The 19,232-nt window shown below is 43.8% G+C and carries 15 protein-coding genes; 6 read left to right on the forward strand and 9 right to left on the reverse strand.

Features of this window, described 5'->3' with window-relative positions; translation table 11 throughout:
- Positions 1–91: 91 nt before the first annotated feature.
- From OSCIL6407_RS0100550 to OSCIL6407_RS0100560, 3 genes are all read right to left on the reverse strand, one after another.
- The gene (locus OSCIL6407_RS0100550; protein WP_007357699.1) at positions 92–1,477 is read right to left on the reverse strand and encodes a sensor histidine kinase; all 1,386 of its coding nucleotides are present in this window, start codon (positions 1,475–1,477) and stop codon (positions 92–94) included.
- A 148-nt stretch (positions 1,478–1,625) separates the two neighbouring features.
- The gene (locus OSCIL6407_RS0100555) at positions 1,626–2,972 is read right to left on the reverse strand and encodes a sensor histidine kinase (protein WP_007357700.1); all 1,347 of its coding nucleotides are present in this window, start codon (positions 2,970–2,972) and stop codon (positions 1,626–1,628) included.
- Positions 2,973–3,252: 280 nt separating this feature from the next.
- Complete coding sequence (locus OSCIL6407_RS0100560; RefSeq protein ID WP_007357701.1) at positions 3,253–3,819, reverse strand: hypothetical protein; 567 nt, start codon at positions 3,817–3,819, stop codon at positions 3,253–3,255.
- A 225-nt stretch (positions 3,820–4,044) separates the two neighbouring features.
- On the opposite strand from OSCIL6407_RS0100560, the gene OSCIL6407_RS36835 reads away from it, so the two are divergent.
- On the forward strand, positions 4,045–4,194 hold the full coding sequence (locus OSCIL6407_RS36835) for a hypothetical protein (protein WP_234709916.1): 150 nt from the start codon (positions 4,045–4,047) through the stop codon (positions 4,192–4,194).
- 14 nt (positions 4,195–4,208) lie between these two features.
- Here the strand turns inward: OSCIL6407_RS36835 and trxB are convergent, their stop codons facing one another.
- The gene (gene trxB, locus OSCIL6407_RS0100570) at positions 4,209–5,576 is read right to left on the reverse strand and encodes a thioredoxin-disulfide reductase (RefSeq protein ID WP_019486804.1); all 1,368 of its coding nucleotides are present in this window, start codon (positions 5,574–5,576) and stop codon (positions 4,209–4,211) included.
- Between the two features lie 571 nt (positions 5,577–6,147).
- On the opposite strand from trxB, the gene OSCIL6407_RS0100575 reads away from it, so the two are divergent.
- Positions 6,148–7,152: a methyltransferase domain-containing protein gene (locus OSCIL6407_RS0100575; RefSeq protein WP_007353568.1), complete on the forward strand. Its 1,005-nt coding sequence runs from the start codon at positions 6,148–6,150 to the stop codon at positions 7,150–7,152.
- Between the two features lie 45 nt (positions 7,153–7,197).
- Here OSCIL6407_RS0100575 and OSCIL6407_RS36075 read toward each other — a convergent pair whose 3' ends face one another.
- Together OSCIL6407_RS36075 and OSCIL6407_RS0100585 are read right to left on the reverse strand one after the other, a co-directional pair.
- Positions 7,198–7,341, reverse strand: coding sequence for a hypothetical protein (locus OSCIL6407_RS36075; RefSeq protein ID WP_173401159.1), 144 nt, complete (start codon positions 7,339–7,341; stop codon positions 7,198–7,200).
- Between the two features lie 228 nt (positions 7,342–7,569).
- Positions 7,570–8,064 carry a DUF427 domain-containing protein gene (locus OSCIL6407_RS0100585; protein ID WP_007354183.1) on the reverse strand — a complete coding sequence of 165 codons (495 nt, stop codon included), beginning with the start codon at positions 8,062–8,064 and terminating at the stop codon, positions 7,570–7,572.
- Positions 8,065–8,354: 290 nt separating this feature from the next.
- On the opposite strand from OSCIL6407_RS0100585, the gene OSCIL6407_RS0100590 reads away from it, so the two are divergent.
- The 3 genes from OSCIL6407_RS0100590 to OSCIL6407_RS0100600 all read left to right on the forward strand — a co-directional run bounded on the left by OSCIL6407_RS0100590 (position 8,355) and on the right by OSCIL6407_RS0100600 (position 12,714).
- Positions 8,355–9,677: a GH25 family lysozyme gene (locus tag OSCIL6407_RS0100590; protein ID WP_007354184.1), complete on the forward strand. Its 1,323-nt coding sequence runs from the start codon at positions 8,355–8,357 to the stop codon at positions 9,675–9,677.
- Between the two features lie 202 nt (positions 9,678–9,879).
- Positions 9,880–11,781: a cation:proton antiporter gene (locus OSCIL6407_RS0100595; protein ID WP_007354185.1), complete on the forward strand. Its 1,902-nt coding sequence runs from the start codon at positions 9,880–9,882 to the stop codon at positions 11,779–11,781.
- Positions 11,782–12,030: 249 nt separating this feature from the next.
- Positions 12,031–12,714 (forward strand): lysozyme inhibitor LprI family protein, encoded by a 684-nt coding sequence (locus OSCIL6407_RS0100600; protein WP_007354186.1) that lies wholly within the window; start codon positions 12,031–12,033, stop codon positions 12,712–12,714.
- 36 nt (positions 12,715–12,750) lie between these two features.
- Here OSCIL6407_RS0100600 and OSCIL6407_RS0100605 read toward each other — a convergent pair whose 3' ends face one another.
- From OSCIL6407_RS0100605 to OSCIL6407_RS0100615, 3 genes are all read right to left on the reverse strand, one after another.
- Complete coding sequence (locus OSCIL6407_RS0100605) at positions 12,751–13,131, reverse strand: response regulator (RefSeq protein WP_007354187.1); 381 nt, start codon at positions 13,129–13,131, stop codon at positions 12,751–12,753.
- 342 nt (positions 13,132–13,473) lie between these two features.
- A complete protein-coding gene (locus OSCIL6407_RS0100610) occupies positions 13,474–13,854 on the reverse strand; it encodes a response regulator (RefSeq protein WP_007354188.1) in 381 nt (126 codons plus the stop codon).
- Between the two features lie 38 nt (positions 13,855–13,892).
- The gene (locus OSCIL6407_RS0100615) at positions 13,893–18,782 is read right to left on the reverse strand and encodes a PAS domain S-box protein (protein ID WP_007354189.1); all 4,890 of its coding nucleotides are present in this window, start codon (positions 18,780–18,782) and stop codon (positions 13,893–13,895) included.
- A 113-nt stretch (positions 18,783–18,895) separates the two neighbouring features.
- Between OSCIL6407_RS0100615 and OSCIL6407_RS0100620 the strand changes: the two genes are divergently transcribed.
- Positions 18,896–19,228 (forward strand): response regulator, encoded by a 333-nt coding sequence (locus OSCIL6407_RS0100620; protein ID WP_007354190.1) that lies wholly within the window; start codon positions 18,896–18,898, stop codon positions 19,226–19,228.
- Positions 19,229–19,232 lie beyond the last annotated feature (4 nt).

Consider the following 19,232-nt stretch of genomic DNA (forward strand, 5'->3'; position numbering starts at 1 on the left):
GTTATACTTTGGGTAGATCGTCTCCCAAAGTTTGTCCTTAAGAATCGCCGTGTCTATGCCTACGGCAGGCTAGGCCAAAAGACGGGGAGTGTCAAACCAAGGGTAAGAGAATTTCAAATTCAGTGCCGATACCAAGTTGCGATCGCATCCTGAATCTTCCACCATGCTTAGCCGTGACAATTTGATAGCTCACGGCTAGACTTGTCTCTTTCTCAGCGCGTTTTTCTGTAGAAAAGGATTGTAGAATTCTCTGCTGTTTCCCTGAAGACATCCCCGGCCCATTGTCAGCAATACGAATAGAAACCCACCGCAGTAATGGTCTTTCGGCATCCACAGGCGGCTCTGGGGAACAAACTTCTGTAGTAATTTCAATTCTGGGTTTATGAGCTGGGTCTTTGAACACTACACCTCTAAATTCTTTCGCTAATTCCTGACTAACAGCTTCATTAATCAAGGCGTTGATGGCATTAGTCAAAATATTCATGAACACTTGGTTTAGCTGTCCTGCATAACAAGGCACTGGTGGTAAGTATCCATAATTTTTTACTACTTCTATTTCTCCTGTTAGTCGGCTCTTTAATAGCAAAACAATCCCGTCAATGACCGCGTGCAAGTCAGCGGGTTTGGGATGTACTTCATCTATGTGGCAAAAGTTTTGCAAACTTGTTGCTAATTTAGTCAGGCGTTCGGCTCCCGATCTAATACTACCAATGGTTCGCGGCAAATCTTTTTGTAAAAAATCAAATTCTATTTCTTGTTTTAGCTGGGAAATTTCTTCGGGAATCTCTGGCCAAAGGGCTTCGTAAGCAGATAGCAATTCTATTAAATTCTCGCTGTAACCTGTGACGTAAGTTAAGTTACCCCAAATAAAACCAACTGGATCTAAAATTGCGTGTGCTACGCCATCTACTAAACGCCCCAAGCTTGCCATTTTCTCACTTTGAATCATTTGAGCTTGGGCGCGTTCGTATCGCACTTGAGTTTCGATACCTCGAATTTGCCAATAGGCGATATTTAAAGCATGAACGTCTAATAATCGGTAAGATTTGGATTCCGACTGTACAGTGATGATTGGTTCTCCCTGTAATTCTGGCGATCGCCTAAAAGCCTGCTGTGCTGCAATTAAAATGGTTGTACTCTCTGGCAGAACTAGCATCTCCGTGCGAGCATAGCTGTAGAGGACTTTCAAGGGCAAGTTTAAAAACAACTCTAGTGCCTGGGGTTTGAGCAGGTACTCTAGCAGTCGCCGCCGCGACATCATCCCCACAAATTCTCCCTCTTCTGTCAAGATGACTCCAGGTAGAAGAGGATATTTTTCAAATATCTCAGTAACAGTTACTCCCAGACAGGTTGATAGTACCTGAAAATGGTAGAGGGGTAAATCCCGGAGGGTGGACTCCAGAGAGAGGTCTTGGTTGCTCGCTTCGGATAGGGATGGCCCAGACGATTTTGAATCTAATTTATTTCCCACAAACATTCTGGCTTGGCGCGAAAGCAGACGCTTCAAGGATTGGGCAGATAGAATTTGCTACCAACTTAGCGTATCATTTCAGTTCTTTTTTAGATGTTGGATTTTCAATTTGGGATTAAGCCCAATTTTGTTAAAGCTTTGGTAAGGGCGAAGCTCAAACTACTGGTAGCAAGATTTCAAATTCTGTGCCTTTACCTGGTTGCGATCGCAAATTCAGTCTACCCCTGTGTTTTTCCGTGACAATTTGATGGCTAATTGCCAGTCCCAAACCGCTGCCTTTGCCCATAGGTTTCGTGGTAAAAAAGTTATCAAATATGCGCTCCTGAATCTCTAGGGGAATGCCGGGCCCGTTGTCGCTAATCCGAATTGCTGCCCAGCTAGCACTCTCAATCTCTAAGGTTTCTGTAATAATCTCGATCTTAGGCTGCCAATTTTCGCTGCATTCTGCCTTTAATTCTTGCTCAGATGCGTGTTCTGCTAGAGCGTCGAGGGCGTTGACAAGCAAGTTCATAAATACTTGGCTCAATTGACCTGAGTAACAGTTAATCGGGGGCAGAAACCCGTACTCTTTCACCACTTTTACCGCATTTCTGAGGCGGCTTTTCAGGATCAGAAGTGTGGTATCGATACATTCATGAATGTTAGCTTCTCGGCGTTTTGTTTCGTCCATGTGAGAGAAGTTGTGCAGTCCATTGACAACTTTAAGAAGTTGCTCTGAACCAATTTGGATTCCTTCTAAAGTTAAAGGCAAGTCTTCTTTTAACCATTCAAATTCTATCTCTTCTTTAACTGTCTCTATTTTTGCAGGTGGCTCGGCTATTTCTTCTTCGTAAGCTGATAACAACTGCATCAAACTCTCAAAATAGGAAATTAAAAAGCTTAAGTTGCCCCAAATACAGTTAAGCGGATTCCTGATTTCGTGAGCCACGCCAGCTACCATCCGCCCTAAATTCGCCATTTTTTCAGTTTGGATAATTTTAGCTTGAGTTTGTTTCTGGAGCAGCAGACTTGTCAATTCGTGAATTTTTGACTGAGCGACAAGTAATTGGTGTATGTCTAAAATTCTGTAGTTCTGAGGCGCGATTTCAACCACAATCGGATCGTAAAGTAAGTCCGCTACTCTCTGCAATGATTGCTGTGTTGCTTCCACAATTAAGGTATTGCCGGGAAGAATTAAAATATCGTGACTCGAAAAGCGGTATAAAATCTCAATTGGTCGCTTGAAAAACATTTCTATCCCGTAGCGGCGGCTGATTTTTTCAAAAAAGAACCGACGGGAAATCATGCCTGCAAAATGACTCTGTTCAGTTAAAATAACTCCTGGGAGCAGGGGATGTGCTTCAAACGCTTGAGCAAGTTCTTTTGCTGACTGAGTAAATTCTATCTGAAAGTCGTAGAGCGGCAAGTCTTGGAGGGTTGATTCTAAAGATAGGTTCCGAGTACCAACTTCTGGTATCGGTAAAACTAATAATTCAGAGCCCAACTCATCCAACGCCCTCATAAATATACCTCCCTTAAGTTTTGTCTTGAGATCTGCAAGTTAGTAACTCACAATTTTTACTTGTCAATAAAATTTAAGCTGGTCTTAGCTAAAGAATTGTTATTTTTATATGCAGGTTTGACTAGCAACACATCGAAGAGTGGGTAAATAGGTTCTTTTACCCATGATATTTTGATGCTATTTCCTGAAAATATATCTGAAGATGGTTGACAGTTTGAGTATAGCCTTATTATACTGTTTTGAGTTGATTATTTTTTAATTTTCCTCCCCAAACAGCTTTTTATGGTTCTACCTCTGGCCATAAATGTTCCAACTGCCGCCGCCATGCTGCTAGAGTTTGTTCGCGGGATTCTGACCCCTGCTGCATCTCACCCATCAACCCCTCTGCATAGAAACGCTCTAAAGTTTGAAGAGTAGTTTGGATAGACTGTCCTTGACCCTTAGCGGCCTGAATAATTTGACGGATGCGGCTTTCAATCAACTCATTCCAAAACTCTGCCACTCCTTGCTGATGTAGAGAGAGCAATTGTGTGGCGGCAGAAGAAAAATCAGCAATAGTAAGACTCTGGCAATTGTGCTGAAAAACTCCCCACAAGACATTTTGGTGGATGGCATAGCGAGTTTCTAGGGTGCGATCGAAGTTAGCTTCGAGTAGTTGTTCAAGAAAAGGTTGAGCTTCAGCAACAGAAACAATTGGTATTAAGATCCGCAGCCAACTTCCATCGTCTGATAGTAAGACTAACAGCCGAAAATTAGCAGTTTCTACTTGCCAAGAATTTAAGCCTATAGCTTCTACGGCTGCACCAAATAATTCTTTAAGAGTATTGGCAATTTCTTCACAGGTCATATTAATTTGGTAATTGGTAATGGCTAATTGCTAATGGCTAATGGCTAATTGCTAATGGCTAATTGCTAATGGCTAATGGCTAATTGCTAATTGCTAATGGCTAATGGCTAATCACCCATCTCCCCCGCCCTCTTTCCCTAGCCCCTAGCCCCTAGCCCCTAGCCCCTCTTCTATGTATTTTTGTCAAAAAACCCGGTTTCTTTGGTTGGGTGGTAAGTCCTGTAATTGCTAATTGGCGAGAATGGGGGATTTTCTCCCCCATCTCCCCCATCCTCCCCATCCTCCCCATCCTCCCCATCTCCCCCATCTCCCCCATCTCCCCCATCTCCCCCATCCTCCCCATCTCCCCCTCTTTCCCTAGCCCCTAGCCCCTAGCCCCTAGCCCCTGATTACAAATTACTCTCAATTACTTGGCGGTACTGACTTTTTGGCTTAACTCCCTTGAGTTCTTCCACCAAAGCTTTATCCTTAAAAAATTGGATCGTCGGCGTACCGACGACACCAGCATTTTCAGCAATGTCTGGGTCTTGCTCGATGTCAATTTCCACATAGTGAATTTTGCCCTCAAACTCATCGGCGACTTTACTCAAAATTGGCTTGAGAGTATGGCAAGGGCCGCAGGTAGGTGAGGAGTATTTCACCATAATTAGGCGATCGCTATCGTGAAACAACTTCCGTAAAGCATAACCCCCTAAATGCCGCGTCGCAGCTAGATCGAAAGTTTCCTCCGTCTGAGCAACCTTATTTTCAGGCTTCTCAACGGGCTTTTCGGATTCCTCAAGTTGTTTGAATTCCTGGGCTAAGCCCTGCGCCGATAGCCACCTTTCCGCCAACATTGCCCCCATGCAACCACTACCAGCAGCAGTGATTGCTTGCCGAAACTCGTGGTCTTGGACATCGCCGACAGCGTAAACGCCTTCAACGCTAGTTTCTACTCCACCGTGCCGAGTCGCAATATAACCCAGCTCGTCTAATTCGATCTGGCCTTTGAAAATCTCAGTATTAGGCGTGTGACCGATCGCGTAGAACAAACCCTTAACCAGCAAATCGCTTTCTTCGCCAGTCTTGAGGTTCTTAATCCTGATGCCATCCATCTTCTCCCCAGGCACGCCCAAAACATCCACCGCCTCCGTGTTCCAGTGTACGGTAATTTTCGGGTTGCTCAAAACGCGGTCTTGCATGGCTTTAGAAGCTCGCATCTCTTCGCGCCGCACTAACATATGTACGTGAGAGCCATACTTAGTCAGGTAAATTGACTCTTCGGCGGCCGTGTCACCGGCCCCAATTACAGCCAAGTCAACGCCTTTGAAAATCGGTGTCGCACCGTCGCAAATGGCACAGGCGGAGATACCGTGACTCCAGAATGTATGTTCGCTCGGCAAGCCTAACCGTTTCGCCGTTGCTCCCGTAGCGATGACAATGGTGTGGGCTTTGATTTCCCGTTCCTCGGAGCGGATTGTAAACGGGCGATCGCTTAAGTCAACGGAAATTACGTCTTCGGTGTAGAGTTCGGCCCCCCACCGCACTGCCTGAGCTTTCATCCGATCCATTAATTCCGGCCCCGTAATCCCTTCAGGGAAACCGGGGAAGTTCTCAACTTCGGTGGTGGTCATCAATTGACCGCCGGGGATGCCGCCCATTTGATAGCCTTCAAAGACTACGGGTTTGAGGTTGGCTCGGCCTGCGTAGATCGCGGCTGTGTAGCCAGCAGGCCCTGAGCCGATAATTACTAAATTTTCTACGGTTGGGTTGGTCATAGTTCTTAGTCAAACTCATAACGACTTCGCTTAATTCTGATTATAGCGGATTTTGAGGGTGCGATCGCTATTTCTCTAAAATGTTTGATTTACTCCGCGCCTATACCACATTTAAACTTTTTAAGGCAGACTTTGGGACAAACGATAAGAATAAATAATAAAAACTGCATAGTTATTTTAAATATTAAAATTTTGTAATCATTAAGAAATGTAAATACTACAGAAATTATTGACACTATTCTCAATTATGAGACGTATTTACAGCGTTTGAGGGCTATGGTATGATTTTCATAATCAAGGGAGCAGTGTATTAAATTTAAACCAAAAATCAAAAAATCCTCTGAAACCCCCTTAAAACTGTCCAACCTGCCAAGTCAACCTATGCAAAAATCAAATTCTACCCATGCAAAAACCGCAATCAAATTGTAAATAATTATTGCGATTTCTCTGGTTGATTTGATAAGATTGCACTTTTATGTTATATTTTTATGTTTTTTAAGGTAATACCGCCCTCGCTTGCAGTCAATTACCGTCCAGAGGGCGGCGTGACGATTAATATAGGTAAGTAAAAATGGAGAAAACTAAGATATTATTTGTCTGTAGTCAGAACAAGCTAAGAAGCTTGACGGCTGAAAAGATGTATGAAAATAGTAATTATGCAGTCAAATCAGCAGGCACAGAAAAAGGAGCAAGAACCAGAGTTACAGAAGGGATGATTGGGTGGGCAGATTTAATATTTGTGATGGAGAAGCGACACAGCGATCGCCTTCGCAGTAAATTTCCAGAAAGTCTGGCAGGAAAAAAAATCATTTGCCTGCATATCCCCGATAATTACGAATATATGGAACCTGAGTTAATAGAAATTTTAGAAGCCAAACTCAGCCCCTATATCGAACTGCCAAATAACCAGAAAGATTTTATGCAGCGAGTGCTCGAACCGGAAGTAATGGACACCTGGGAAGAAGCAGTTGAGTACGACTCAATGGATTTCACAGAAGTTAATACAGATTTTGCCGAACTTGCCATAAAATTAGGGCCAATCGCGGGTAAAATTTTGGATGCTGGCACAGGTACGGCTCGTATCCCGATAATTATGCGTCAAATGCGGCCCCAATGGCAGGTAATTGGCATCGACTTGTCCGCAAATATGTTAAAAGTGGGTCAGGAAAATGTGGAAAAAGCAGGGATGCGATCGCAGATTCAGTTAGAGCTAATAGATGCAAAAAAAATGCCCTATCCAGACAATCACTTCGATCTGGTTGTTTCCAATAGTATTATCCATCATTTGCCCGATCCCTTACCATTTTTAGCAGAAGTCAAGCGAGTACTTAAACCCAATGGCGGGATACTTTTGCGAGATTTACTTCGACCTTTTGACAAGGAAGCACAAGAGAATTTAGTAGAGATGTATGCATGGGAGTGCAACCCCCATCAACAAAAATTATTTAGTGATTCTCTACAGGCAGCGTTTACTATAGAAGAAGTGGAAGTAATGATACAATCTGCGAAGTTAGAAAGCGTAAAAATTTATCAATCTTCCGATCGGCATTGGACAGCCGAACGGTATTGGAATTAAGGTCTAAGGCAGATAGAAGAGGGGCTAGGGGCTAGGGGCTAGGGGCTAGGGAAAGAGAGGGAGATGGGGAGATGGGGAAGATGGGGAGGATGGGGAAGATGGGGAAGATGGGGAGGATGGGGAAGATGGGGAGGATGGGGAGGATGGGGGAGATGGGGGAGAAAATCTGCCATTCTCCCAAATTAGCAATTGCAGAACTTACGCACCCAACCTCATAAACCGGGTTTTTTTACGAAAATACTTCGTTGTTACTCACAGATGCTCTCAAAAACCCGGTTTCTGAAGCCCCATCGTAAGTCCTAAATTACCAACTAGCAATTAGCAATTAGCAATTAGCAATTAGCAATTAGCAATTAGCAATTACCAATTATCCGAATCTATCCCTAATTCAAGCGCAAGTTGCGATATTTTTATTACCTACCAACCCCAAGTACCAGGCCCACCTTTAAACGGCCCAACAATATCCTGAGTAATCCAACCCCCATAAAAATCGCCCAATTGCCCTTTTACCAATTCCCCATCCACATAACAGGCATCCATCAAACTGGGGTAAAAAGCTACATAATCCTTAATAGACTCAAAAGCTGGAATCGGATTAGGATAAAACCAAGCCGCATCAGGAACCTGCTTATCCCCGACACTAATACTGTAATATCCCGCTTGTCCCTTCCACTCGCACCAAGATGTCCTCGAAGTTCTGAGCAAATAAGTCATCTGAATGTCACTAGGAGGGATATAGTAAATAGGAGGATGACTCGTTTCTAGTATCCGCCTGCTGGAATGAGTATCAGCAATAACCATACCATTAAAAATTACCTGGACGTGCTTGCTTGAGTCATCAATCCGAGGTGGACGCGGATAATCCCAGACAGACTCTTGACCAGGCCCCGGTTCAATACGAGTGATGTTCACTTTTACAAACTCCTGTAAAATAACAATATTGGTTGTTAATCCTATCCTGTGAGTCCTAACACTTTATAGTACAGAATTTAGTGGTTTAGTGGGGAATGCCACAGTTCAGGGAGCAGGTTTAACCTAAAATTTAGCAAAACTCAAAACCGTTTAGGTAGCGTACTTGCAGGGTTTAGCGTTGAGAGGAACGAAGCAATCTCAAAACTCAAAACTTTCCGTCCCCTTCAATGTACCCTTAATCTTGTGTCACCTTCAGACAAACAAACTTTTAAAACCTTTGTGCAAACTTTATGAGCATTCGCGGTATAGATGTTTCCGACTACCAACCAAACGTAAACTGGCAAGCAGTGGCCAACAGCGGCATCACCTTCGCCTTTGTCAAGTCAACAGAAGGTACAACCTTCGTAGCCGAAACCTTCGCCCGGAATTGGGCGGCGATGAAAGCAGCGGGTATTCAGCGCGGCGCTTACCATTTCTTTCGACCGGCCAGTAGCGTTCAAGGGCAAATTGATTTGTTCCTAAAAACAGTCAAGCTAGAACCTGGGGATATGCCCGCAGTTTTAGACGTAGAGAGTACAGGGGGTTTGGGTGCAACGGAGATCTGCGATCGCATGGCAATTTGGCTCGAAGCAGTCGAAAAAGCCACCAAAATACGACCGATCATCTACACCTACCCTGGTTTCTGGGACAACTTAGGAACCAAACGTTTTGGCGATTACCCCCTATGGATAGCCCATTACACTACGGCCCAAGAACCTTGGGTTCCCGGCGGTTGGAATACCTGGACATTCTGGCAATATACAGACAAAGGCAGTGTCAGTGGAGTAACAGGAGGGGTAGACGTTAACATCTTTGAAAGCTTGCGAGAAGGTAGCCCCGCCCCCAAAGTCCAAGAAATCCAGAAGCACTTAAAAAATAAAGGATTTTATCAGGGGACTATAGATGGTAACTACAGTACCAGCACTAAATCCGCTGCGATCGCCTTTCAAAAATCTCAGGGACTAGAAGCCGACGGCATCGTTGGCCTGAAAACACTCACAGCCCTCCTGAGTAAATTTCCCAGCGGTACCTTCCCCACTCCCTCACCATCCCCAGCCCCGTCACCCGTACCAGCCCCGAAACCCACACCATTACCCACCCCCACTCCCACCCCATTACCCCTGGGAGGAATCCGCCTGATTGACGTATGCCTGAGTTATAAAGCCAACACCAACCAAGATATTGCCCTGATCTGGTTACAAAGCCAAATTGCCCCCTCACTCCTGGCCGAATTTACTCAAAGGTGGCGCAATCAATCCGTACCCCAAGTTACATTCGTGCGGCTTTTGGACGTTTGCAAGTATTATCGCGGCTTACCTAACCAAGATCAGTCCTTAGACTGGCTGCAATCGCAACTTTCCGCCAAAATTTTGACTGAATTTGCCCAAAGGTGGCGGGGTCAAGTACCCGTACCCGAAACCACAGCTAGCATCCGACTGATCGACGTTTGCAAATATTATCGCGGCTTAGCCAACCAAGATCAGTCCTTAGACTGGCTACAATCGCAACTTTCTCCAACGGTGCTCGCAGACTTTGACCGCAGATGGCGGGCGGCCACTGGCAGTAATCCTTGAGGAGTTTTAAGTTATGAGTTATTGAGTTAGATATTAACTCCCAATTCAAAACTCATATAGCAACCTTCTTGGTAGTTAAGAAGTTCTGAGTTCCACCAAACTAGCCCACTATTCCCTTCTTCCCTAGCCCTGAGCATCGTAGCCCCTAGCCCCTAGTCCCTTCTTCCCTAGCCCCTAGCCCCTAGTCCCTAGCCCCTTCTTTATGGAAGTCTCGTTTAATCTCACCCTGCTGATGGCGATCGCAGTCATCTGCGGGATCGGCGCTCAAGTTTTAGCTGACTACCTAAAAGTTCCTGCTATTGTTTTTTTGCTGCTGTTCGGGATGATCGCAGGGCCAAGCGGTTTGGGAGTGTTACACCCCAATTTACTAGGGAGTGGTTTAGAGGTGATCGTCTCCCTGTCAGTGGCGCTAATTCTGTTTGAAGGTGGTCTGAACTTAGAATTTAGAGACTTGGGGCGCGTTTCGGGTAGCATCCGCAATTTAGTTACTCTGGGCACCCTAATTACCCTCGTGGGTGGCGGTATGGCCGCTCACTGGTTAGGGGAATTTCCCTGGCCGATCGCTTTTCTTTATGCTTCCCTGGTAGTCGTAACGGGGCCAACGGTGATCGGGCCATTACTCAAACATATATCTGTCGATCGCCAAGTCGCAACCATGCTGGAAGCAGAAGGCGTGTTAATCGATCCCGTTGGTGCAATTCTAGCAGTATTGGTACTCAATATTGTTTTGAATCGCAATCCCGATTTATTCGGGTTATTCCAAGAATTAGTCCTGCGATTGGTTACAGGTGGAGGGATTGGGATTGTAGGAGGTTGGCTGCTGGGATTGATTTTGTTGCGATCGCGCTTTCTCTCAGAAGACCTCAAAAATCTCGTAGTCTTAGCTGCTTTATGGGGAATGTTTGCTTTAGCAGAATCGATCAGCAGCGAGTCAGGATTGATGGCAACTGTCTTAGCAGGAATCGTATTGCGATCGGCCTCATTACCAGAAGAAAGACTATTACGGAGGTTTAAAGGTCAACTAACAATCCTTGCTGTTTCCGTCTTATTCATACTTTTAGCAGCAGATTTATCCATAGCCAGTATTTTTGCACTCGGTTGGGGCAGTTTTTTCACAGTTTTAGCCTTAATGTGGATAGTGCGACCAATTAATATCTGGCTTTGTACTTGGAATAGCGGCCTGAATTGGCGACAAAAACTATTTGCTTGCTGGGTTGCTCCTAGAGGGATCATTTCCGCTTCTGTTTCTTCTCTATTTGCTATTTTATTGACTCAGCGAGGTATTAATGGCGGCGACTCGATTAAAGCTCTAGTCTTCCTAACAATTATTATGACAGTCTTCCTGCAAGGATTGACGGCAGGGTGGGTGGCTCAAATTTTAGATATTACTTCTAAGTCGGTGACTGGTGCTGTCATCGTAGGATCGAATCCTTTGAGCAGATTAATTGCCCGTTTATTTAAAGAACGGGGAGAGCTAGCTGTGATGATTGATACTGACGAAGCAGCTTGTCTGCAAGCAGAACAGGAAGGTTTACAAGTTTTCTTAAGTAGCGCCTTGGATCATAGCATTTTAGAAGAGGCGGGACTCGCTTCAATGGGAACTTTTTTAGCAATGACTAGCAATGGTGAGGTAAATTTAGTATTAGCACAAAGAGCGGCAGAAGAGTTTAAACCCCCCAGGGTTTTAGCTATTTTCCCTCGCGCTGCTACTGGGCCGAGTAATAAGACTAAGATTCCTCAAGCCTTTATTCCAGATTTGCCACTTAAGACTTGGAATCAGTATCTAAATGATGGGGAGGTGAAGTTAGGGGAAACTCAGTTTAAAGAGTCGAGTTTAGAATTTCAAGTGGCTCATTTGGAAGCTTTAATTGGTTCTGGAGAGTTACTACCTTTACTGATAGAAAGGGAGGGGTATTTACAGGTAGTACCTGTTGGTGAGGATTGGCTGAGTGGCGATCGGATTATATACTTGTTACACGATCCGAAACCGAAACTGTTGAAGCGCTTATCTGGTGCTCCACAGTCTAAGCTGACTTTGGAAAAGCATCCTGTAGTCGAGGAAGTACCGATGCCTTATAGGGAGGGGCTAGGGGCTAGGGGCTAGGGGCTAGGGAAAGAAGGGGAAGAAGGGAAAGAAGAGGAAGAAGGGAAGAGAATTAGTGAGTTTGGTGGAACTCAGAACATCTTAACCTACTAAAATTGTCATTGCGAGCGCAGCGAAGCAATCGCAGAGACTAGGCGATTGCGGAGCACAGCGAACAATGACGGATTATTACTAATAAAGGGGATGACTAACCCGGATTTGGTATAAGTCCTGTCCTAGATTGACCACTCTACAAACTTTAAAAAAATCATGTTCAAAAAAATCACAAATTCTATCTTATTAACCGTACTGACATTATCCTCTATAGGATCGTCTTCCAGCCCAGCTCAATCAGAATATTTAATAGCTCAAGCTGTGAAATGCAACCCTAATGGTAATACCTTAGAAATGAGAAAATGTGCATCAGATAGCTATGCAGTAGCAGATAAAAAGCTGAATCAAGTCTATCAACAAAACATCTCCAAGCTTAGCGGTGAATACAAAAATCGCTTGATTCAAGCACAGAGAGCGTGGATTACATTTCGTGATGCAACTTGCAACTTTGAAGCTGCCGAAGCATTGGGTGGAACTTTGGAACCATTACTATATACGGGATGTCTAGAGCGAGTTACCTCGGAACGCACGGCCTATTTACAGAGATATTTTGCTAATCTTAATAGCGGATCTAGGACTGACCCTACTTTACCACAAGTTGGCACAGTAAAAAGCTTGGTTGATGGGGATATTATGTGTTATGCGACGTTGATTGATGACAACAATACTGAGCGAAGAGTGGGTGCAAGTTTTGAGATTTGTGCTAAGAAAGCTCAATTTTTAAATAAGAAAGTTCGCTTGACTTATGCTAGGACTAATGTCAATGATTGTCAAAGTATTGAACCCTGTGGCAAAACCCGCCAAGAAATGCTAGTTACCAAAATGGAAATTATTAGGTAGGTAATCAATACAGGAGTTCTGAATTAAAAGTATCAGTCAATCATTCCATCTCAAAATCTCTGCCACTTTTTCCATCAGGGTGGTGGGTTCAAATGGTTTGGGAATTATCCCATTAACGCCCATTTCGGTAAATTTGGCGCGATCGCTTGGTAAAATTTTCGCTGTCAGTAGAATCACTGGAATCGAGCGAGTGATGGGATCGGATCGGAGGCGATCGTATACGGCAAACCCATCCATTCCCGGCATAGAGATATCCAGCAAAATAGCATTAGGTTGTTCTGTTTGTAGGATTTGCAAACATTCTTGTCCCGATGCTGCCACTAGGGTGTTCCATCCTGCGAAGTCTTCCAGACACAGTTGTATCAGTTCGCGGAGGTATTCTTCGTCATCAACAATGAGAATTTGTTTCCCGATCATCTTGTTTTCGCGCAGGACACTGCGATCGCAATTAGTTATAGCAACCGCCAAGGCGGTTTAAGAGGGGCTAGGGGCTACGATGCTCAGGGCTAGGGAAGACGGAAGAAGGGTTTAGAATCAGGGTTTTAAATTTAGAATGTCTTAACTGCCTTGGCAACTGCTATACTTGCCAAGCGTTGATTTACTTTGGGTTAATCAAAAATCAAATTTTGGGTTGCCAGTAGAGCGTCAAGTACATATAGCAACCGTTGTTTGAGCTGGGTAACAGAAGACTAAATAGCAAGGGTAAGGAATTGGTAAAGATTCCGTTATCGTTACAAAATTTCACAAAAATACTGAAAGTTATTCATCCCATCCCAACATCTCTGTTATTTCTTCTTTGAGGGTGATGGGCTCGATCGGTTTGGAAACTACCCCAGCAATGCCCATCTGGGCAAATCTAGTGCGATCGCTTGGTAAAACTTTTGCCGTCAGCAGAATCACTGGAATCGATCGAGTGATGGGATTGGATTGGAGGCGATCGCACACAGCAATCCCATCCATTCCTGGCATAGAGACATCCAACAAAATAGCATTAGGTCGTTCTGTTTGTAGGATTTGTAAACATTCTTCTCCCGATGCTGCCACTAGGGTTTCCCATCCCGCTAAATCTTCCAAGCACGCCTGTATTAATTCCCGGAGACAATCGTCATCATCAACAACTAGAATTTGTCTGTCTATCATTCGCTTTGGGATTTGAGATTTGGGATGTTGAATCAATCCTACAATTCAAAGTTAGCTAAGGGTAGGGTAAAGAAAAAGGTGCTGCCTTCACCTAAGATACTTTCAACCCATATTTTCCCGCCATGTCGCTCAATAATACTCTGACAAATTGATAAGCCCAACCCAGTACCTCCTTTTTCACGGGAATCGGAGGCATCGACTTGCTGAAATCGCCCAAAAATGAGTTCTAGTTTATCGGCGGGAATGCCACGTCCGCGATCGCGGACTTGAAAGAGCGCAAAGTCTGCCTGGTTTTCGGCGCTGAGGTGGATTGTGGAGTGGGGGGGTGAAAATTTAAGAGCATTACCGAGCAAATTTGTCAAGGTTTGGATAATAGTATCTGGAGCCGCCCAGACTTTTACATCGGTGGGGGTAATAATTAATGATATTTGCTGTTGAGTAGCGATCGCCTGAATACCATCGACTGCTTGCTGTATCAAATCTGCTGCTTTGCAAACAGTTTTCTCCAAAACTGCCCGCCCGGAGTCTATGCGCTCCAAATCTAAAATATCATTAACCAGGTTCACCAAACGATGAGTATCGAGGAGGGCAATTTCAATCATGCGTCGAGCTTTTTCTGGTTTGCGATCGTAAACCCCTGTTTTTATTAGTCCCAATGACATTTGAATTCCTGTCAAAGGAGTGCGAAGTTCGTGGCTAACAATGCCAATAAACTCATTTTTAATGTGTTCGAGCTTTTGTCGTTCGGTGATATCTTCCCCAATACTGATCGTGCCAATGATGTTTTCATCTACATCTTGCAGCATGGTATTGTTCCAAGCAATGACTCGTTCTTCACCAGATTTGGTCAAGATTAAATTTTGATAATAGGGATGATAATTATGGGTTAAAACTTCCGAAAAAACAACTTGAAGCGCTTGTTGCTGATCGTGGGGTAAGAAGTTTTCAAACCAATTTTTTCCTAAAACTTCTGCTTGAGTATATCCTGTGAGTTTTAAGAAGAAAGGATTAACATAGTTGACATTTCCCCATCGATCGAGTCCGACAACGATTAACTGCACGTTATCCAAGAGCGATCGCCAGCGTCGTTCGGCTTCTCGGATCGTGGCTTCAGCTTGCTGGCGTTCTTGTAGTTCGATCTGAAGTTGTCCGTAGAGTTCGGATTGTTGGATAGCGATCGACAATTGGCTAGTAATCTGTTCGAGTAATTCTATTTCCCAGGATTGCCAATTACGAGGTGCAGTATTTTGATAGATGATTAATAATCCCCAGAGTAATTCTCCCGAAAATATCGGGACTGCTATATATGCTTGGGCTTGAAACTGTTGCAAAAGTTGGATATGACAGTCATGAAGTCCAGCCCCACCAATATCTGTAATTACAAAGGTTTCATGATTGCGGAAACGACCGCCTTGGGTTTCTTCCAGATAGACATCTTCACAAACTTTTTTAATATCGCGTCCGATCATTTTTACCCAATTCTCACCAACTGACTCGACGACAAAATCACCACTCCAATCAGGATTAAAGCGGTAAATAGCAGTGCGATCGGTTTGTAATGTCTGCCTAACTTCAGTAACAGTAGTATTCAGAATGACATTGATATCTAAAGATTGGCGAATCCCTTGAGTAATACTCCAGAGCAAATTTTCCTTTCTAGATTTCTGTAGTGAAGCTGCTTCCGCGTCTTGTCTAATTTCTTCGAGGTGCTTCGCTAAGGTGATATCTTGATGAACTGCTACCAGCACATCCCCGTACTCGGAATGCTTGAATACAGAACAAGTCGCACTGCACCAAAATGGCGTACCATCTTTCTTGACATTTTGGACTTCATAGCTGAATTCATGGTTTTGTAAAACGGCAGTCCGAATGGCTTGATTTACCTCTTGAGCACTTACCGATTCGCTATTATAGTTCACAATCGAAACGTGCTGACCGTTGAGTTCACCCAGATCGTAACCAAACATCTGCTCAAATTTAGGATTGGCATAGACAATCACTCCATTATCGGCTCTCACTAAGCAAATGCCTTCGGCCATATTACGGGTAATAACAGCCTGAAGCTCTAACATTTGTTCGGCTTGTTTGAGCTGAGTTAGATCGCGCAGACTGACGATAACGCCGGAAATATTTTCACCCGCATCATATAAAGGCGTATAGGTAACGTTCAAAAATTGCGGGACTAAATTAGGATAGTCAAACCATCTTTCATACTGAATTTTTTCTCCCGCCAAACATCGGTCTAAGCGAGGTTGAATGAAGTTATCAAACAATTCTTCTCCTAGTATATTTCTGAGTGAATTGCCGATAACTTCGCTTTCAGATTTGTTGCACCAAGTCAAATAAGCTGGATTCGCGATCTGATAAATATATTCGCGATTCATCATCGCAATTCCATCGGTTGTGTTGGAAATTATCCGCTGATATTGTTGGAGAATTTCTTCAGCAAGTTTGCGTTCAGTGATATTTTCGACAATATAGGAAAATCTGGGATATTCACTAGGGCTGATTGTAATTGGGCAAACAGTTCCTGATAACCAGCACTCACCATCATTGGTAGGGTGAAGATATTCAAACCGAACTGGGGCTTGAGTGCGTTGAGCCTCTCGGTAGTAGGAAATCCAACGATTGATCGTAGCTGGTGATGTGCCTAAGCTACTAGAAAACTGATTTTGCATCCCGGCGGTGGTATTGTGGAAAAACTGAGCCGCCGCCCAATTATCGGCAATGTGGAGAATATCTCCGTCATGTAGCTCAACTATGCCCATCGGTACAACCGCACTATTAAAGAAACTCCGTAAGGTTGATTCACTCTGCTGCAAAAGTTTCGCCGCTTCTTTGCGATCGCTGATATCATTGTTAATTTCCAAGACCTTAATTAGTCTACCCAGATCGTCTTTTTGGGCAACCCAACGGCTAGATACTGCGATCGGGGAATTGTCCCGACTATAATGAATCAGTTCACCTTCCCAGTAGCCTGTGGCGAGGAGTTGAGCTTCAATTACGTTCAACGGCTGAGGAAACTCAGTTTTCAATAAAGCTTTGATTTCTTGCCCAAAGGCTTCGGCTTTTGTCCAGCCATACATCAACTCGGCTCCATGATTCCAAAAGGTAATTATGGAGTTGATATCCCAGCTAATAATGCCATCATGAGCTAAATCTAGTAGCTGTGCTTGTTCTTCTAGCAGTTGATAGGCGCGATCTTTTTCTAGTAAAGTAATTAACAGGCGATCGTTTAATTTGGTTAGTTCTACGGTTCGTTCTATTACTCTTTGTTCCAGGGCGTTATTTAGTTCTTTTAAGGCAATTTGTGCCTGTTTGCGTTCGGTAATATCTCGACAAGCACAGAATCGCATTATTTCCCCTTGCCATTCCAAGATGTTAGTACCGATCTCTACATCATAGATTGAGCCATCTTGTCGTCGGTGCCGAGTTTCAAATACTCCACTGGTAAAGCTGGTGTCAGTTAGGAATTTCTGAACTTCGTCAAAAGTGAAATGAGCATCCCAGTCAAAAACGTTGAGGCTTAATGTTTTTTCTGGCGTGTAACCTAACATTTCAGAAAATCGGGGATTTGCCTCTAATACCTTTCCTTCTCTGTCTAAAATCACGATGCCATCAAAGGAGGTATTAAAAACAGTCTGGATGCGGAGAGATTCTGTTTTTACTTGCTCAAATAGATCGGCTTTTTGGATGGCAATACTAGCTTGTGCAGACAACTGGCGTAGTAATTCTATTTCGGAAGTTTGCCATTCGCGGGGCGCGGCACAGTGATGAACAACTAGCAATCCCCAGAGATTTTTACCTTGCAGAATTGGTACAACTAGATTGGCCCTAACTTGGAAAGCTGCCAGCATTTCCCGATGACATGGTGAAATTTGGGCAGTGTAAATATCTGATTTGGCAGTAACTAAGCCTTGCTGAAAGGGTTCAATATATTCTTTGCCAATACAAGGATCGTGGGAATGGTTAGATGAGATCGCGTTCCAGGGGGGATTGACCGATTCTACGAGAATTTTTCCGCCATAGTCGGCATCAGTTTTAAAGATCAGAGCGCGATCGCATTGCAAAAACTGGCGCACTTCCTCTACAGTTGTTTGCAGAATGTCTTCTAAATTCAGGGATTGGCGAATGCGCTGGGTCATTTCCATCAACAGCCGTTGTTGCTCGAATTGCTGATGCAGCAAGATTTCTGATTGCTTGCGATCGTCAATATTGACGAGCGTGCCAGCAATTCGCACAGCTTTACCTGTTTCGTCATCAAAGCCGTGTCCTCTACCCTCAACCCAGTGAATGCTGCCATCTGGCCAAATTAGGCGAAATTCATGCTGATAAACGCTTTTTGTTTGCAAAGCTTGCTGCCTTGCCTGATTTAAGCCTTCGCGATCGTGGGGATGAAGCCTAGCGTCAAAGGTTTCGTATTTACCATCAAAAGTACCGTCAGCTAATCCAAATAAATGTTCGGTTTCTGGCGACCAAGTAATTTCTCCTGTCACCATATTCCAATCCCACATCCCCATCCGCGCCGCCGACAGCGCCATCCGCAGTTGTTCCCTATTTTCCTGAATTAATTGCTGATTGAGTCTGGCAATTTTCTGTCTATTTTCTTTAAGATTGCTGGTAAATAGGTTAATGGTTAAGGCAACTACTACGAAAAAACTTAATTGCACTAAATCCAGTGCTGTATTTAGCAGGAAAAATTGATAGCGAGGCTCAATCAAGAAATAATCGAGCGCTAGTGTGGAAAGCACAACTGTCACCACTCCCGGCTGAAAACCGCCAAACCAGGTACTAAAAATAATGGCAATATAGAAAAACACCCCAATTGTCCGAGGCATTAGGGGTTCTAGCCAGAGGGTAAGCAGAAGGGCAATGGCGGTTGAGGCTATGGCTAGGCTGTAGGGTAAAAATCGCCGAGATATCTTCATAAATTCCTCTTTCTGACTCGGTTGGCGATAATTTTTTTTTCTTTACTAATTCTTTACTTTGTTGTGGTTATATTACATCACGGTTTAATTTTCTTTAAATAGGTGGTGTAAATATGTCATCAACACAAGTTTTGTTTATTCATAATCATATAACCTTTGCGGAAATTGTACAAGCGGGATTTGCCGAGATAGATGATTGGCATATATCTACAGCTAGTTCACTTAAGTCAATGCTAATAAAAATTAGCCAAAATACTCCCGATCTGATTATTTTAGATTTTGAACATCCTGAAATGAATGCAGTAGAAATCTTAACGATGATTAGAAACTATCTATCTTGTCATGCTCCCGTGGTAATTTTTGTCACCCACCTTTTAAGCGAACAAGAAGAAAATATCTTAACTAACTTAGAGGTTTTAAAGATTGTATATAAACAACCAACCTAACTAA

The organism is Kamptonema formosum PCC 6407 (assembly GCF_000332155.1).
GTDB lineage: Bacteria > Cyanobacteriota > Cyanobacteriia > Cyanobacteriales > Microcoleaceae > Kamptonema > Kamptonema formosum.

What these genes read in the sequence shown, in the direction of transcription:
- OSCIL6407_RS0100595 (WP_007354185.1), top strand. Translation starts at nt 9,880, where the DNA reads ATGGAAGTCTCGTTTAATCTCACCCTGCTGATGGCGATCGCAGTCATC.
- OSCIL6407_RS0100550 (WP_007357699.1), bottom strand. Translation starts at nt 1,477, where the DNA reads ATGTTTGTGGGAAATAAATTAGATTCAAAATCGTCTGGGCCATCCCTA.
- OSCIL6407_RS0100620 (WP_007354190.1), top strand. Translation starts at nt 18,896, where the DNA reads ATGTCATCAACACAAGTTTTGTTTATTCATAATCATATAACCTTTGCG.
- OSCIL6407_RS0100605 (WP_007354187.1), bottom strand. Translation starts at nt 13,131, where the DNA reads ATGATCGGGAAACAAATTCTCATTGTTGATGACGAAGAATACCTCCGC.
- OSCIL6407_RS0100600 (WP_007354186.1), top strand. Translation starts at nt 12,031, where the DNA reads ATGTTCAAAAAAATCACAAATTCTATCTTATTAACCGTACTGACATTA.
- OSCIL6407_RS0100590 (WP_007354184.1), top strand. Translation starts at nt 8,355, where the DNA reads ATGAGCATTCGCGGTATAGATGTTTCCGACTACCAACCAAACGTAAAC.
- OSCIL6407_RS0100575 (WP_007353568.1), top strand. Translation starts at nt 6,148, where the DNA reads ATGGAGAAAACTAAGATATTATTTGTCTGTAGTCAGAACAAGCTAAGA.
- OSCIL6407_RS0100615 (WP_007354189.1), bottom strand. Translation starts at nt 18,782, where the DNA reads ATGAAGATATCTCGGCGATTTTTACCCTACAGCCTAGCCATAGCCTCA.
- OSCIL6407_RS0100560 (WP_007357701.1), bottom strand. Translation starts at nt 3,819, where the DNA reads ATGACCTGTGAAGAAATTGCCAATACTCTTAAAGAATTATTTGGTGCA.
- OSCIL6407_RS0100610 (WP_007354188.1), bottom strand. Translation starts at nt 13,854, where the DNA reads ATGATAGACAGACAAATTCTAGTTGTTGATGATGACGATTGTCTCCGG.
- OSCIL6407_RS0100555 (WP_007357700.1), bottom strand. Translation starts at nt 2,972, where the DNA reads ATGAGGGCGTTGGATGAGTTGGGCTCTGAATTATTAGTTTTACCGATA.
- trxB (WP_019486804.1), bottom strand. Translation starts at nt 5,576, where the DNA reads ATGACCAACCCAACCGTAGAAAATTTAGTAATTATCGGCTCAGGGCCT.